This is a genomic window from Kushneria sp. Sum13 (assembly GCF_052692355.1).
Genome location: NZ_CP199847.1, coordinates 1,692,634 through 1,709,206 on the forward strand (window position 1 = coordinate 1,692,634; position 16,573 = coordinate 1,709,206).

The 16,573-nt window shown below is 55.5% G+C and carries 13 protein-coding genes; 10 read left to right on the plus strand and 3 right to left on the minus strand.

Annotated elements, in window-relative coordinates:
* Positions 1–6 precede the first annotated feature (6 nt).
* From tolR to ybgF, 5 genes are all read left to right on the plus strand, one after another.
* The gene (gene tolR, locus ACUN8C_RS07960) at positions 7–444 is read left to right on the plus strand and encodes a protein TolR (RefSeq protein ID WP_108843585.1); all 438 of its coding nucleotides are present in this window, start codon (positions 7–9) and stop codon (positions 442–444) included.
* A gap of 9 nt (positions 445–453) precedes the next feature.
* The gene (gene tolA / locus ACUN8C_RS07965) at positions 454–1,746 is read left to right on the plus strand and encodes a cell envelope integrity protein TolA (protein ID WP_445621682.1); all 1,293 of its coding nucleotides are present in this window, start codon (positions 454–456) and stop codon (positions 1,744–1,746) included.
* Positions 1,747–1,852: 106 nt separating this feature from the next.
* Positions 1,853–3,148, plus strand: coding sequence for a Tol-Pal system beta propeller repeat protein TolB (tolB, locus tag ACUN8C_RS07970; RefSeq protein ID WP_445621683.1), 1,296 nt, complete (start codon positions 1,853–1,855; stop codon positions 3,146–3,148).
* 48 nt (positions 3,149–3,196) lie between these two features.
* Positions 3,197–3,715 (plus strand): peptidoglycan-associated lipoprotein Pal, encoded by a 519-nt coding sequence (pal, locus tag ACUN8C_RS07975; RefSeq protein WP_108843969.1) that lies wholly within the window; start codon positions 3,197–3,199, stop codon positions 3,713–3,715.
* 56 nt (positions 3,716–3,771) lie between these two features.
* Positions 3,772–4,500: a tol-pal system protein YbgF gene (gene ybgF / locus ACUN8C_RS07980; protein WP_445621684.1), complete on the plus strand. Its 729-nt coding sequence runs from the start codon at positions 3,772–3,774 to the stop codon at positions 4,498–4,500.
* Positions 4,501–4,575: 75 nt separating this feature from the next.
* Here ybgF and ACUN8C_RS07985 read toward each other — a convergent pair whose 3' ends face one another.
* Together ACUN8C_RS07985 and ubiG are read right to left on the minus strand one after the other, a co-directional pair.
* Positions 4,576–5,268, minus strand: a complete 693-nt coding sequence (locus tag ACUN8C_RS07985) for an HAD-IA family hydrolase (RefSeq protein WP_445621685.1) — start codon at positions 5,266–5,268, stop codon at positions 4,576–4,578.
* The gene (gene ubiG / locus ACUN8C_RS07990) at positions 5,265–5,984 is read right to left on the minus strand and encodes a bifunctional 2-polyprenyl-6-hydroxyphenol methylase/3-demethylubiquinol 3-O-methyltransferase UbiG (protein ID WP_445621686.1); all 720 of its coding nucleotides are present in this window, start codon (positions 5,982–5,984) and stop codon (positions 5,265–5,267) included. The genes ACUN8C_RS07985 and ubiG overlap by 4 nt, the downstream gene beginning before the upstream one ends.
* A 667-nt stretch (positions 5,985–6,651) precedes the next feature.
* On the opposite strand from ubiG, the gene galU reads away from it, so the two are divergent.
* Both galU and ACUN8C_RS08000 read left to right on the plus strand, forming a co-directional pair.
* Positions 6,652–7,542 carry a UTP--glucose-1-phosphate uridylyltransferase GalU gene (galU, locus tag ACUN8C_RS07995; protein ID WP_108843579.1) on the plus strand — a complete coding sequence of 297 codons (891 nt, stop codon included), beginning with the start codon at positions 6,652–6,654 and terminating at the stop codon, positions 7,540–7,542.
* A gap of 2 nt (positions 7,543–7,544) precedes the next feature.
* Complete coding sequence (locus tag ACUN8C_RS08000; protein WP_445621687.1) at positions 7,545–8,855, plus strand: nucleotide sugar dehydrogenase; 1,311 nt, start codon at positions 7,545–7,547, stop codon at positions 8,853–8,855.
* 82 nt (positions 8,856–8,937) lie between these two features.
* Here the strand turns inward: ACUN8C_RS08000 and ACUN8C_RS08005 are convergent, their stop codons facing one another.
* Complete coding sequence (locus ACUN8C_RS08005) at positions 8,938–9,558, minus strand: superoxide dismutase (protein ID WP_445621688.1); 621 nt, start codon at positions 9,556–9,558, stop codon at positions 8,938–8,940.
* 300 nt (positions 9,559–9,858) lie between these two features.
* Between ACUN8C_RS08005 and ACUN8C_RS08010 the strand changes: the two genes are divergently transcribed.
* From ACUN8C_RS08010 to tamB, 3 genes are all read left to right on the plus strand, one after another.
* Positions 9,859–10,464, plus strand: a complete 606-nt coding sequence (locus ACUN8C_RS08010) for a hypothetical protein (RefSeq protein ID WP_445621689.1) — start codon at positions 9,859–9,861, stop codon at positions 10,462–10,464.
* A 64-nt stretch (positions 10,465–10,528) separates the two neighbouring features.
* Entirely contained in the window at positions 10,529–12,403 is a 1,875-nt protein-coding gene (gene tamA, locus ACUN8C_RS08015; RefSeq protein WP_445621690.1) for an autotransporter assembly complex protein TamA, read from the plus strand.
* Entirely contained in the window at positions 12,403–16,497 is a 4,095-nt protein-coding gene (gene tamB, locus ACUN8C_RS08020) for an autotransporter assembly complex protein TamB (RefSeq protein WP_445621691.1), read from the plus strand. Before tamA ends, tamB begins: the two co-directional genes overlap by 1 nt.
* Positions 16,498–16,573: the final 76 nt, after the last annotated feature.

Genomic DNA, 16,573 nt, shown 5'->3' on the forward strand with positions numbered 1-16,573 from the left:
CGCTCCATGCAGGGACCGTATCGACGTAACCGGCGCAAAAAGCTTTCCAGCGAGATGAATGTTGTTCCGTTCATCGATGTCATGCTGGTGCTGCTGGTCATCTTTATCATTGCAGCGCCTACCATCAATCAGGGCATTGATGTTGATCTGCCGCAGATCAGCTCCGAACCGGTGCAAAGCGACAATGAACCACTGGTCGTCACGGTCAATCGTGATGGGGACTATTACATCAGCCTGGGCGATGAGCAGCAGAGCAAATCAATCGATGACATCCGCGAGCAGGTCATGGCAGTGCTCAACCGTAATCCGGGCACCCCTGTTATGGTGCGCGGTGATCGCAATGTTTCCTATGGTCAGGTCGTAACGCTTATGGGAGCCCTGCAAAACGCAGGTGTGCCCAATGTTGGACTGATCTCTGATCCACCGCCTGGCGACCAGCAGTAGGGAGAAACAATGGCCAGACACGATCGCCGTGTAGGCTATACGTTGCCCACCGTGCTTGCGGTTTTGCTGCACGTGGGCGTTATTGGGCTGACCGTTTTTCATTGGCCACAAAGTGATCCTGTTGAAACCTCCAATGCCGTCGTGCAGGCCGAGTTGATTTCAATGGAGACAGCGACCGATCAGGCGCAGCAGGCCACCGAGGCACAGCCGCGGGCTCAGCAGGGGCCGGAGCGTGAGCAGCCTGAGCCGGAGGCTACTCAGGATGACGCCGCTGAAGAGACGGCGCGCCAGCAGGCTGAAGCCGCCGAGCAGGCTGCCCAGGCCGCACAGCAAGCTGCGCAGCGGCGTGCCGAACAGGCCAGTGAGGTAGCTGCTCAACAGCAACAGGAGCAGCAGGCGCGCGAAAAAGCCGAGGCCGAGCAGAAGGCAGCCGCTGAAGCCAAGCAAAAGGCAGCCGCTGAAGCCAAGCAGAAGGCAGACGCCGAGGCCAAGCAAAAGGCAGCCGCTGAAGCCAAACAGAAAGCAGACGCTGAAGCCAAGAAGAAGGCAGACGCCGAGGCCAAGCAAAAGGCAGCCGCTGAAGCCAAACAGAAAGCAGACGCTGAAGCCAAGAAGAAGGCAGACGCCGAGGCCAAGAAGAAGGCAGACGCCGAGGCCAAGAAGAAGGCAGACGCCGAGGCCAAGAAAGAGGCAGACGCCGAGGCCAAGAAGAAGGCAGACGCCGAGGCCAAGAAGAAGGCAGACGCCGAGGCCAAGAAGAAGGCAGACGCCGAGGCCAAGAAGAAGGCAGACGCTGAGGCCAAGAAGAAGGCAGACGCCGAGGCCAAGAAGAAGGCAGAAGCCGATGCTGCTGCGAAGAAAAAGGCTGCTGCCGAGGCCGCTGCAAAGAAGAAAGCGGAAGCTGATCGCAAGCGGGCTGCAGAAGCCGCCGCCGCTGCAAGCCAGAACGCTTTTGGCGATGAGATTACCAATGAGGCAGAATCGATTGCCAATGCGCGGCAGGCTCAGGAGGCGTCCAATGGCTTCATGAACCTGGTGCGTCGCGCCGTCGAGCAGAGCTGGTCACGTCCGCCCAATGCAACTTCCGGGCTTGTCACCGTGGTCAGAGTGCAGCTTTTGCCCACCGGTGAGCTTCTGTCTGCCTCTGTCTCCAGCAGTAGTGGTGATCCAGGATTTGACCGCTCTGCCGTACAGGCTGTGGAAAGAGCCGCGCCATTTACTGAAATGAGTCAGTTACCGGCCGAGGCAAGGCAGAAATTCAGGAGCTTCAACCTGCGCTTTAATCCCGAGGATGTGCGCTAGGATCAGGAAGGTTTGCTATGTGGTGTAAGGACGTGGTCGATAGTGCGCCTGTTTTATTGGCAGGTAGCAGGGATCAAGGATCGTTAAAACCCGAGGGTGTGTGCTGATGAAAAAACTAATGGCACTGGCTGGTTTCATGATGCTCATGATGGCCAGTCTGATGGCGCAGGCAGCTGGTGATCTCACCATCGAGATCACACGTGGCAATGACAATGCCATACCGATTGCAGTGGTGCCTTTTCGGGGTGAAGGCATCAGCCCTTCCGAGGATATTGGTAAAATCATTGCCGACGATCTTGAGCACAGCGGTCAGTTTGCACCACTGGCGCCGCAGGACCTGATCTCACGTCCTGCCAGCGGTGATAATATCAATTATGGGGACTGGCGCCGTGTCAGGGCCAATTACCTGGTGGTGGGGCGCGTTGAAGCTTCCGGTAATGGCTACAAGATCAGCTATGAGCTGCATGACGTGTCAGGCCAGCGTCGCGAACTGGGAGAAGTCGTTACCTCGAGTGAAGATCAGCTGAGGTCTCGTTCGCATTACATTGCCGATCAAATCTTTGAAAAAATCACCGGGATTCGCGGGGCTTTCCAGACGCGCATTGCCTATGTCACGGCCAGGGGTGTTGATCCCAACATCAGCTACGCCCTGTATGTTGCCGATCAGGACGGACATCGTCCGCAGCAGATCCTGTCTTCCGATCAGCCCATTCTTTCTCCGGCCTGGTCACCGGATGGTCAAAAGCTTGCCTATGTCTCTTTTGAGTCGGGTCGACCTGCCATTTATGTCCAGCAGCTTTCCAGTGGTCGTCGCGTCCAGCTGACTTCCTTTAAAGGCATCAATGGGGCACCGGCCTGGTCACCGGACGGTCGCAAGCTTGCCATGTCACTTTCAAAGGATGGCAATCCCGAAATTTATGTCATGGACATTGCTTCTCGGTCGCTTAAGCAGCTGACCAATTCAAGCTCCATTAATACCGAGCCGGACTGGAGTGCTGATGGTCGCTCGATTTTGTTTACTTCCGATCGCAGTGGTCAGCCTCAGCTTTATCAGATGGATGCTTCCGGCAGCAACGCAAAGCGCATGACCTTTACCGGCAATTACAATGCAGGTGGTCTGTATGGACCCGACAATAAATTCATCTTCATGACCTCTCGAACCGATCGTGGTTTTCAGGTTGCGAAGCAGGATTTATCGTCAGGACGTGTGACAACATTAACCAATACTTATCAGGATGAAGCGCCGGCAGTTGCGCCCAATGGCACAATGGTGATATATGCCACTCAGCAGGGAGCACGTGGTGTGCTTGGTGCTGTTTCGGCAGATGGCAGGGCGTCTTTCGTAATACCTTCACCTAATGGTGAGGTTCGTGAACCTTCCTGGTCGCCGTTTTTGAATTAAACGACTAGAATGAATTTTGTCATTCTTTATAAAAGCAAGGAGATCATCATGCAGTTTTCTTCCTACGCCAAAACTCTGGCTGCCGCACTCTCTCTGGCTGTTGTTGCTGGTTGTTCCAGCGGCGGCGGTACACAGGATGGCGATCAGCAGAATGGTGGCATGAACAGCGGTTCTTCCACTCAGGGCATGAACAGCAGCTCTGGTGCTACCGGCCAAAACAGCGGCCAGCAGGCACAAATGCCGAGTGAAAATCGCGTCTACTTCGATTTCGACAGTGACAGCATTCGCCCGCAGTACGAATCCATGCTGAACCAGCATGCTCAGTACCTGCAGCGTAATTCCAGCACCAATATCGTACTGGAAGGCCACACTGATCCGCGCGGTACTCGTGAGTACAACCTGGGTCTTGGCGAGCGTCGTGCCAATGCCGTACGTCAGTACCTGACCATCCAGGGCGTGCCTGCTTCGCAGATTGAAGTTGTCAGCTACGGTGAAGAGCGTCGTGCTGCTTCCGGCAACTCTGACCAGGCCTATTCTCAGGATCGTCGCGTCGTAATCGACTACTGATCCCGGAGTAAGCAATGAAACACAGTCTTATTCGACTGTGCGGCGCGGGAGCCCTTGTGCTCCCGCTGTCCGTTTGGGCATCCGCACAAACCGGCTCTTTTTATAATCAGGCGTCCACGGATTCCGGTTCGGGCAATCTGCAAATATTTAATCGTTTGCAGAGCCAGGAGCAGGATATCAATCAGCTACGCGGTCAGATTGAAGAGCTTCGCCATCAGCTCGAGCAACAGACAAAGCTTTCTCAGCAACGCTATCTGGATCTCGATGAGCGCTTGAGCAATTCACAGGGAAGCACCAGTGGTTCCAGCGGTGATGATACCGGTTCGGCCGCTGACAGCGACCCGATAACCCAGGCCGCTTCGGGTGGAAGTCAGTCTCCTTCGCCATCAGGTACGGCGTCGTCTTCCAGCGATGCCCAAAGCGCTTATCAGGCTGCCTTTTCGCATGTACAAAAGCGCGAGTTTGATCAGGCCATTTCTGCCTTTGAAACCTTTAATCGTGACTATCCGCAATCCGGTTTAAACGGAAATGCCTGGTATTGGCTGGGTGAGCTTTATTCCGCCAAGTCACAGCTGGACAAGTCATCAACGGCCTTTGGCAAGGTCATTAGTGACTACCCTCAAAGCAACAAGGTTCCTGATGCAATGTATAAGCTGGGTCTTGTTTATGCGCGTCAGGGGAAGGGTGCTGAAAGTCAGAGCATGTTGAAAAAAGTGATCAGCGAGCATTCCGATAGTGATGCAGCAGGCCTTGCACGCGAGTTCATGCAAAAAACCAGCGGCTGATATTACCGGTCTGAATTCGCGGGCACTTCGTTAAAGGCGAAATGCCCGCTGCTTGTCATTGGCCAATATCGTGGCCTAAAGGCTCATTGTCTCGCTCGAATCCTGCTGTAGCAGTACCCTGCAAAGTGCTTCTGGTGTTTCAAAAAACTGACTGGCAGGCCAGTCGTTGGGGTTGTCTTCCTCGCGAAGGTAGCCATATGTCACTGCAATGGCCGTCATGCCGGCGTTGTTGGCCGCCTGAATGTCACGTAGATGGTCACCGATATACCAGCACCTGTGCGGATCAATGCCAAGGCGTCTTGCTGCTTCAAGAAGCGGGGCAGGATCCGGTTTTTTGACCGGAAGGTCATCAGCGCACAACAGGACATCCGGCGTTATATTCAGCGCCTTGAGCAATGGTACGGCGTATTCTCTGGGCTTGTTGGTAATGATTCCCCACGCACGACCTGTGCGGCGATAATGCTCAAGGAGCTCTGAAAAGCCTTCAAAAAGGCAGCTCTCTTCAGCCACGTTTTCACCGTAGCTCTCAAGTAAGAGCGTTCGCGCCTCATCATGTCCAGCAACCTTCTTTTCCAGGCCCAGCGCCAGTATTACCAGCGCGCTTCCACCGTGTGAAACTTCCCGTCGAATGTCTGCATAGGGCAGAGGCGATAGCCCGTGCGCCTTTCTAAGCGCATTGGTGGCACGAGCAAGATCCGGCGCTGTATCGACCAGAGTACCATCCAGATCGAACAAAACGGCCTGCGGAATATCGGACAAACCACTCATGAATGTGGCACACGGGTATGCATGAAGTAGTTGACGTCCAGATCCTTGTTGGAGAGCCGGTAGTGGCGAGTAAAGGGGTTATAGATCATGCCTGTAATATCGCGCACTTCAAGGTCTGCCTGGCGTGCCCAGCGGGCCAGCTCGGAAGGGCGGATAAAGCGCTGAAAGCTGTGAGTGCCCCGAGGCAGAAGATTCAGGACATATTCGGCACCAACGATGGCCATTGCCCATGACTTCGGGTTGCGGTTGATGGTGGAAAAAAAGACATGGCCACCGGGTTTGGCCATGCGAGCACAGGCTTTAATAACGCTGCCCGGATCCGGGACATGCTCAAGCATTTCAAAGCAGACCACGACATCGAAACTGCCCGGCTGGCTGGCTGCCATGTCCTCGGCGCTGATGCACTGATAATCCACCTCAACACCGCTTTCCTGTTGATGAAGGCGGGCAACGGCGAGGGGGGCTTCGCCCAGATCGATCCCGGTGACTTCGGCGCCACGATGCGCCATGGCTTCGCTCAGAATACCGCCGCCACAGCCGACATCAATGACACGATGGCCGGTCAGGCCTGCACGTTGATCAATATAATCAAGGCGCAATGGATTGATGTCATGAAGCGGCTTGCACTCACCTTCACGATCCCACCAGCGACTGGCAAGATCATCGAACTTGGCAATTTCACCCGGATCAACATTGGAATACTGTTTCTCGCTCATCAATGAGCTCCTGTAGGAATAGGGCAGCCTGTGCCATCTTTTATATTGGTCTGTATTGTATAGGGTCTGCGAGAATCATGAACCAATACGGTTTTCACATGATGCTCATATTCTTGCCGTTGCAGAGTTCAAGAGGGCCAATTTTGTCCTTGAACAAGCGTTTTGCATTGAGAGGTCACTACACGATGATCATGTCGGCCATGAAGGGAACCGCTTGCAAGAGGAAACAGTCAGACCTGTTGTTAATCGCCCGATGCAGTAAAAGTGTCATGACTGTTTGAGCTCAACCAGTGTCATGAGCTTATGCATCATGATCTGTAGCCCTTGTAGTAGAATTGATTGATGACGCGGATGATGAAGTCAGTTCAGAAAGCTTGTCTATCTGCATCAACCTGAATGGATGTACATTTTAATATATTTATACCGTTATCTACCTATAGGTAAAAATAAATGTAGGTGGATTTGTACAAAAAGAAACATTTTGCCAAGGATATAGAAGCAAAGCTTCGGTATTTTATGGGGTTATAAGCCGATTACCGAGTATCGTCGCGAGATTCGCCTGTTCAGGCAAGATTTTGAGCCGCTTATCGATCACGATACTGTCATGGCAGGCATCACCGTGCCATAAGCCCATATATTTATGTTATTTGATAGAAAGGGAAAATGAATGATTCGTAAAGCTGTATTGCCTGTTGCCGGTTTTGGTACGCGTTGTCTTCCTGCCTCCAAGGCAATCCCCAAGGAAATGATCACCATTGTCGACAAGCCGGTCATCCAGTATGTCGTTCAGGAAGCCGTCAAGGCCGGCATCAAGGAAATCGTACTGGTAACTCACTCTTCGAAATCAGCCATCGAAAACCATTTCGACAAGCATTTCGAACTTGAGCACCAGCTTGAAGCGAAAGGCAAGAAAGAGCTTCTTGAAGAACTTCGCAATATTATCCCTGATGATGTTTCCATCATCAGCGTACGTCAGCCGGAAGCGCTGGGGCTTGGTCATGCCATTCTCTGCGCTCGCCCGATCATTGGTGATGATGAACCGTTTGCCGTGATGCTTCCGGACGTTCTGGTCGATGATGAAGGCATGACGCGCAATGATCTGGGTGGCATGATTGATGCTCATGATCAGACAGGTGCCGCTCAGATCATGGTTCAGAATGTTCCGGCTGAAGTCGCCTATAAGTACGGTATCGTAGCCCTTGAAGGCGAGACACCTGAAGCCGGCAAGAGCGAAAAAATTACGGGCATGGTAGAAAAGCCTGAAACGGGCACAGAGCCTTCTACACTGGCTGTTATTGGTCGTTATCTGCTGCCCGGAAGCATCTTCCCGGTGCTGGCCGAAACGCGTCCTGGTGCAGGTAATGAAATTCAGCTGACCGACGCCATCGATACCTTGCGCAGCAAGCAGGATGTTGCTGCCTATCGTATGGAAGGCGAAACTTTCGACTGCGGTCATCAGCTTGGTTATCTGGAAGCGACACTGTCGTTTGCACGCCGTCATCCCAAGTACGGTGAAGGATTCCGTGAGCTGCTGAAGCGCTATCAAAGCGAGGCATAATCATGCAGGTGGTAGTGCATGGAAGCGAACTGAGTGCAGCAACAGCAGCCGCTGCACTTTCAATGGTGGGCCACCAAGTATACTGGTGGCCGCATCCTGCTCAGCCATGGAATGTTCTGGCCGAGACAGACTGGATCAGAAATGAGCCAGGGCTTTATCACCAGCTGTCACAGAGCATCGACAATGGCTCCTTAACGCTGTGTGAAAGCTCCAAGTCCCTGCCCAGTGCCAGCGTCTACTGGCTGGCTGTTTCGGCAGATCAGCGCAATGACGCTGACCAGTGGGTTGAGCAGACGCTGGGACGCGAGCCGCATGATTTTGTACTGGTCAACAACAGTACGTTTCCGATCGGCCATACGGAAATTCTTGAAACCCTGCTTCGCAAGGAGCGTCAGGTTGCCGTTGCCTTGCCGGACATGCTTGAAGAGGGCCGTGCCATGGCCACCTTTACGCGTCCCGACAGCTGGATCATGGGCAGTGAGGATGACTGGGCCACTCGCCAGATCGGTGAGCTTCTGCGTGCCTTCAACCGGCGTGAGAATAACGTTCGCCTGATGCCACGGCGCGCAGCCGAGCTGACCAAGCTTGCCGTCATTGGCATGCTGGCGACTCGTGTCAGCTACATGAATGAGCTGGCAAGCCTGGCAGACAGTCTGGATGTGGATATCGAGCTGGTGCGTCAGGCGATGGGGTCTGATCGCCGTATCGGTCGCGAATATCTCTATCCGGGGTGTGGCTTTGGTGGCCCGAGCTTTGCTCGTAACCTTTATCGCCTGTCGAGCATTCGTGCCCGCGAGGGGCAGCATAATGGTCTGCTTGAGCAGGTCGTACAGGTCAATGAGCAGAAGCAGGAAGAGCTCTTCCGAAAGCTCTGGCAGTATTACGATGGCAACCTGAAAGGGCGTACGGTGGCGATCTGGGGGGCGGCCTTCAAGCCGGGCACCGCACGTATCGCACATGCACCGGTACTTCGTCTGCTGGACGCTCTATGGGCGCAGGGCGTGCATGTCAGACTTCACGATCCGGCCGCACTGCCCGCCATCGAGAACTATTACGGTCAGCATCCGCTTCTAACACTGGCAGGTACGGCACAGTCAGCCTGTGAAAATGTTGATGCGCTATTGCTGGTGACCGAGTGGAAAGAGTACTGGAATCCGGATTGGCGTCGTTTGTCGACTCTCATGACAACACCGTTGATTCTGGACGGCCGTAATATTTACGATCCGGCCTTCGTGGCGCAACACGGGTTCTGTTACCGCGGTATCGGACGCAGTGCCAATCCGCAGGAAAGAGCAGCAGACGACGACCGCTGATGCTCTAAAGGCGGGCTGGTTCGATATGTTTTCATTCATATCGGGCCAGCCCGTTTTTTTGTTGCCAAAATTCCGGTAAAACTCAGGCGTGTAGCTGATTGCGCCTGCCTTGTGCGGTGGCGATGGCGTCTTCGAGGCACTGCTCAACGAACGGCCAGTTAATAATATCCCAGAGTTTTTGAAGATATTTGCGTCGATCGCTTCCAAAATCGACGTACCAGGCATGTTCCCACATGTCGATGGCCAGCAGGGGCGTAACGCCTTTGAGCAGTGGGGAACTCGCATCCACTGCATTATGAATATCCAGCCGCCCCTGAGGGGTATACACCAGCCATGTCCAGCCGCCCATGAAGTGGGCCATGGCACTGGCCATAAAGGCTTCCTGAAAACCTTCAAGGCTTTCCCATTGTGCCGAAAGCGCCTTCTCAATGGCTTGACCGGGAGGATGGTACCAGGGCGTCAGGCACTGCCAGAAAAAGGTATGGTTCCATGCCTGGCAGGCGCAGGCCTGAGCCTCACCCCGGCCGGTGCCCATAATGTTTTCAAGTGAGCGTTTGGGCTGGTCATCGCCTTCAAGCAGCGTATTCAGGCGCTTCAAATAGCCTGCATGAACACCTTCGTGGTGCATGCGCAGGTTATGTTCGGAAATCACGGGTGCCAATGCATCCGTTGCATAGGGCAAAGAGGGAAGTTCAAGGGGCATGATCAACGTTCCATTCTGGCCAGGGAGCCCCTGGTATTGCCGTTTGTACCTGTCTGCCGGATAGCCTGTACTGGCTTTTCACAGGCCATGCATCGTAGCATGCATGCAGTGTCATGACCTGGCCGAAAGGGTCAGGTTATATTTCCGACTGCTACATTTCTCGAGATTTTCATGCCGCCAAAAGATCATGAAGAGCCCGTCATAGGCGCTGATCGCAACGCTGCGTATTCAACCCGTACAGAACCACGGCCTCCTCATGCTCGAGGTGGTTCGCGCAGGTCCTCTCCATGGCCTGTCTATGTGCTTTTACTGTTGCTTGTTGCCGCGGTGGTGGCCATGGGCGTGCAGTATTATCAGGACCGCCAGTACTGGTCTGACAGGATGTCAGAGCTGACGGAAAAGACGCAAAACGTTGCAGCCAGTCGTCAGGAAATGTCGACAAACCTTGATCACATTCTTGATGGCATTCGAGGGGAACAGCAAAATCAGCGTCTGCAGCTTGAAAAGTTGCAGACGCGTGTTGAGCAACAGGCCGGCGATGATGATCAAAAGGCGCGGCTAAGTCAGCTGGAAAAGTCCGACGCATTACGTCAGCAAACACTGGTGTCGTTACAGCAATCCATGGATTCGCTTGATGCTGTTATCGAAGGTCTTAAAAGCACTTATGATGCACGTTTCAAGGATGTAGATAATACTAACGCCGAGCAGTCGGAGCGGTTGCAGGCCATGCAGGACAGTCGTCAACAATTGCAGACGCTTGCCGCCAGTGTGGATGATCAGGAAAAGACACTGGCCTCGATCAAGTCGCGCGTCGATGAACTGGCTGCTCAGGGTGAACGGCTTCAACAGAGTCAGACAAGTCTGCATGCCGCCCAGGAGTCGCTTCAGGATCTTTTGAATCCTTGAAGGGTGCCGCCAGCGCCGTAGGCATACGGTGTGATTCATATCATCAAGGAAGATCCTGAACGTTATGCGATTCTTTTGTCGTCACCGCATGAACGCCGGCACGCCAACCCGCAGAGTGCTGCTGCTGACGCTTGTGATGGCCAGCGTCTGTCAGTCCTCTACTGCATTGGCCATTGATGCAGACGTCAAGGGAGTGCGAGGAGAGCTTGCGACCAATATTCGCAACTACCTCCAGTCCCTGAACATTCCTGAAAATGCCGACACGCAAAGCTATAGCGCCGAGGTGACACAACGGGTGCAGGATGCCCTGAAACCCTTCGGTTACTATGAGCCTGACATTGCGGTCAGCTTTCAAAATCGTGAACAGGTGACTGTCGATGTTGATCACGGCGCGCCTGTGCGTGTGCGTTCCGTCGTGGTTCGCGTTGAGGGCGCGGCAGAAGATGACGAGCCCTTTCAGCAGGCACTTCAGGCCAGCCCACTGACAGGCATGGAAGGTGAACGCCTTCTGCATACCCCTTACGATACGCTCAAGTCTCGGTTGACGGCACTGGCACTTGAGCGGGGCTATTTCGATGCCCGCTATCGACAGAGCCGTATCGAAGTTCATCCATGGGAACATGCCGCTTATATATCGCTGATATTTGAAAGCGGGGAGCGTTATCGCTTTGGTGACATCTTTGTCACCGGCAGCCAGATTCGTGAAGAGCGGCTGCGCAAAATGGCGCCCTTTGATCCCAATGATCGATATCTGGCCACCGATGTTGCCCGTTACAGCCAGCGTCTTGGCGATTCAGGCTGGTTTAGAAGCATCAGCGTTCGGCCCCGGCTGGATGAGCGCGCGCGCAAAAGCGCTTCACCAATGGTGACCTCATCACCGGATGTGAGCGTGGAAGGCCCTGACGGCAAGCGTCAAAACTTCCAGGACGATATCGACGCTCAGGAAAGGCCGCAGCAGGCCACCGTGCCCATCGATATCAACGTCACCCCGGAAGACCGCCACAAGTTTGAAACCGGTATCGGCTACTCCACGGACGTAGGACCGCGAATCAACTTCGGTTGGAACATGCCATGGCTCAATGATCGGGGAGACAGCCTCAATAATGATCTGGTCCTGTCAGGCCCCGAACAGACGCTCACCGGCGAATACAATGTACCGCTGGCCAACCCGGCGCGTGATAACTACTACATGCGCTACGGCTTCAAAAATACTGATCGCACCGAAAGCGATACCCGCAGTTTTGAGAGCTCGGTGGCGTTTGGTCGGGAATGGCGTTTCGAGAACGACTGGATACAAAATGCCTATCTGCGTACCACGTACGAGGACTTCACCCAGGGGGATGAAGAAGACAAGGTGTTGCTGTTCATTCCCGGCATGAGCTGGTCTCGCACGCGCACCGACAATACCCGCTTTCCCATGTGGGGAGACCGACAGGACATTCTGGTGGAAGGGTCAAACAATGCGTGGGGCTCGGACGCCAATTTCCTGCGTACCCGTCTGGATAGTCAGTGGATCCGAAGCCTTGGAGAGAATAACCGTTTTGTCGGTCGCGCCACGGTCGGGGCCACCAGTACGGATGACTTCAGCCAGGTGCCGCCTTCACTACGCTTTTTCACCGGTGGCGACAGCAGCGTGCGTGGCTATGAGTACGAAACCATTGCACCTGAAAACAGCGATGGTGATCTTCTGGGCGGCAAGCACCTGCTGGTCGGGTCTCTGGAGTATCAGCGCCAGGTGGCCAAAAACTGGTGGGGTGCCACCTTCGTGGATGCCGGCAACGCCTTCAGTGAATGGTGGCCGGATGAGCTCAAGACAAGCGCAGGCGTAGGCGTGCGATGGATTTCACCTGTTGGGCCGGTTCGTCTGGATATCGCCCATCCCTTTGATAGTGAGGAGGACTCTTGGCGTCTGCACTTCGGCATCGGCCCGGAATTTTGATGTTATTGCCTCGCGCTGTCCTCTGGATAGTGGTGACGCTGATTGCGCTCGTGCTCATGGTGGCAGGGGTAGCCCTGTCACCATGGGGCACCGCCAAACTGCTTGAGCAGGCGCAGTCACGCGGTTTCATGACTTATGACCACGCGGAAGGGGCGCTGCTGGATGACTTCACGATTCAGGGATTGCATCTGGACCTGCCGGCAATTCGACTGAATGTTGATCAATTTGCACTGCACTGGAGCAGTGACTGCCTGCTGCGTGGTCGACTGTGCCTGGATCAGCTGCAGGTCAGCGGCGTTGATGTCGTATTGCGCAGTGGTGACGCCGCCACGCCCGAGACCACGGACGATGAGTCAACCATGAAGCGTATCAGCACGCCGCTGCCTGTAGAGCTGCGTGATCTGCGTCTGGATGATATTCATCTGAGTCTGGCCAATGGCACCCATGTCGAACTGGGCCACTTTCACAGTAGCGCCATGCTTGAAGGCAGCCACCTGACGCTGGGTGAAACGAGGCTGGAAGATACCCGAGTGATGCTTCCGTCCCCGCCGGGGCTTGATCAGCCGGATCTTCTTGATTCAAGCGTTGACGTGCGCACCGCCCGACGTGTGGTACGCCCGGATATGGTGATCGCGCCGGCCATTGCGGCTGCCGAGTCAATCGCAGCGTCGGCACCGCCTGTATTGCTGGACAATGATGCCACCTTTGCCCTGTCTTCCAACGCCGTTGACGGTGCCCTGAATGTCGCCAATCCCGAGCCGCCCACTGTGCTTGAAATGCTGGCCGAGCTTGGTCAGAAACCGCTGGCCAACCCTTTGGCAGAGGTCATCGGACAGACGGACGCTCAGGATCGCATCGTCATGCCCGAGATCATGTTGCCACTGGATATCGATGCTGAAGATGTCGCCATCAATCGGCTAAGGCTTGATGGAGAAACGCCACTGATCGTTCATCAGCTGGCGCTATCGGTACATACGAAAGACTCGGACGTTGAGCTACGCCAGCTGACGCTTGATTCGTCCATCGCACGTCTTGCCATGAGCGCACAGGCCACGCTCAGCGGCGACTATCCGCTGACGCTGTCAATGCGTGCCGAGGCGCTGCAGGCCCCTGTTCAGGGGGAGCATATTGACGTTGGTGCCCATGGCGCACTCTCCGATCTAAATCTTGATATCAAGGCTGCCGGACCCATTGTTGCTGCGCTGAATGCCCATGCCGATGTGCTGGCTCCCGAGCTGCCATTCAGACTCAATCTTTCCAGTCCACAGGTGCGCTGGCCGCTCGAAGATATTCCCGGGGTAGCGCCCTGGCGTGCCCGCGATATCAACCTTGACGCCGAAGGCTCGCTCGAAGGCTACCAGCTGGCACTGGGCAGCCATGTGGAAGGACCGAATATCGCGCCGCTGGATATTCTCCTCAAGGGCGACGGTGATATCTCGCATTTCAGCTGGGCGCCCCTGACCGTGACCACCGGGAACGGAAAACTGGAAGCCAGAGGCACGGCGACATGGTCGCCTTCTCTGGATGTCGCGTCATCGCTGAACATGAGCAATCTGCCCCTGGAGAACCTGACCAGTGCCGTGACCGGGCGCCTCAATGGCACGCTGCGTGCCGGGTTCCAGCAGCAGGGCGATCAATGGCGTGTCGATGTTCCCGAGCTTGCCATCGATGGCACCCTGCAAAAACGCGCGCTGTCCCTGAAAGGCCGTTTGAATGGCAATAGCGACATGCAGTGGCACATCGATCAGCTGGATTTGCGACAGGGCAACAATCGCGTTTCGGCCAAAGGGGATATCGACAAGCAGCTGTCATTGGATGCTGACATTTCGGCACCGGCTCTGGGCACGATCCTGCCGGATCTGGACGGTAGCGCCAGCGGTCAGATCAGGCTCAGAGGGACGCTGGACAATCCCAATGGCAATGTTGACCTGAAAGGGCAGGGACTTCGTTATCAGGAGAACCGCATCGGTGCACTTCGCCTGACAGCCAAAGCACAGGGGCTTGATAACCCAAGTTTTGATGTGGATCTTGATGCCAGTAGCATCAGTGCTGCCGGTCAGCAGATTCGTCAGGTGGCTACCACCCTGAAAGGGACACTGAAACAGCATCGATTGACGCTGGATGTGGACGGTGGCGACGGCCTGCCTGTCAGTCGAGCACGCATGGTGCTTGATGGCAGCCTTGATCAACCGGCGCAGCGCTACACAGGAACGATCACGCCGCTGGAAGTCAGCGCACCTCAGGGTGGGGATATTGCCCTTGAGGGGCCGCTGAAGTTTACGGCACTGTTGAAGCAGTCCAGTGTGACGGCCTCACCATTTTGTCTTTCCAGACGTCAGGGCGGTCGGTTGTGTTCGGTCGATACACTTCAGGCCAGTGCTGACAGCGGTCGCGCAGCTCTGCGCCTATCGGATATCGATCTGGCGCTGGCCAACGATTACCTTCCCCCCCAGTGGCGTCTGGGCGGCGGGCTTGAAGGCGACATTAACGCCCAGTGGTCACAGGCGGGACGCCGATGGAATGTCGGCACCGATCTGAAAAGCGAGGTTGATGTCCGCGGCCAGAATGCCCAGGGCCAGCCTTTCTCATTGCCGCATCTGGGCGTTCGCATGAATGCCGAGGCCACGCCTGACAGGGCGCAGGCCCAATTGAACCTGAATCTGCGCGATGCCGGCAGCCTGCGTCTCAATGCTGATGTGGGTGACCCGCTCGGTCGTCGAACGCTTTCGGGCAGACTGGTGGTCAATGGTGTCACGCTATCACCCTATACGCCTCTGGTCGCCGCGCTGAATGAACTGGCCGGCCAGCTCAATGGCGATGTCTCCCTTTCAGGGACACTGGTCGAACCGCGCCTGAATGGCAACATGGTGCTCAGCGATGTGCGTGCGCGCGGTCCTCAACTGCCGGTCAGTCTGGACGATGCGCGCATGGCCATGGCCTTTCAGGGCGATCGCGGGACTCTGGAGGGCTATCTACAGGTGGGTGACGCTCGCTGGGGTCTTGACGGCAATGCCAATTGGCCGACCACCGAAAACTGGCAGGCCAACATGGCACTCAGCGGCGGCAATTCACCGCTGGAAATTCGCATGCCGGAGTTCGGTCGTCTGCGGGTAGCACCCGATATCCAGGTGGCCGCCAATCCAAAGCGTCTGGACATCAGTGGGGATGTTCGCATTCCCTGGGCGCGCCTTGAGGTTGGCCAGATTCCGGCCTCGGCCGTCAAGCCTTCATCCGATGAAGTCATCGTGACTCAACAGGAGTACGAGGACCGCCAGCAACGTCAGGCAAAAATAGAGGCGAGCAACGACATCGAGCGTCAGCTGGCCTGGGCCAACACTCAGGATCTCGAAGCGGCCGGCATGGAGGTCAATGTTGGCGTCAATATTATTGTGGGCAACGATGTTCAGCTGGAAGCCTATGGCCTGAACGCCAATGTGCAGGGGCGTCTCAATGTTCGCCAGAGCGCCAATCAGCTCCAGCTGTTTGGAGATGTTGCGCTCAAGGATGGTCGCTTTCAGGCCTTCGGTCAGGATTTGATCATTCGCCGCGGTCAGGTGTTGTTCAGCGGCCCACCGGGCCAGCCGTATCTCAATATTGATGCCATCCGTAACCCCGATAGCACGGCCGATAATGTGACCGCCGGGCTGCAGGTGACCGGTCCTGCCGATCAGCCGGAGCTTGATGTGTTCTCCGAGCCTGCCATGAACGAATCGCGAGCGCTCTCCTATCTGCTGCGCGGTCGTGCCCCGGATGCTGATGGCGACAGCGATGGCATGCTGACCTCGGCCCTGATCGGGCTGTCGCTGTCCAGAAGTGGCAAGGCCATTGGACAGCTGGGCGAAAGCTTCGGTATCGATGATCTGTCACTGGATACGTCCGGCAGCGGCGATGAAAGTCAGGTGGTGGTCAGCGGCTATCTCTTTGATGATTTTCAGGTCAGCTATGGCGTAGGGCTTTTCTCCTCGATTGCTGAATTGACCCTGCGCTACCGGTTGATTCAGAACCTGTATCTTCAGGCTGTCTCGGGAGCCAATCAGGCCGTGGATCTAATCTATACCTTCAGTCTGGGACGCACGCCCGAGAGAGCATATTGACAGGGAAAAACCGTTCAGGGGGTGAGGGGGCTTGTGTTTTGCCCCGTCAGCCCCGATAACCTGTAGCCTGTTAACG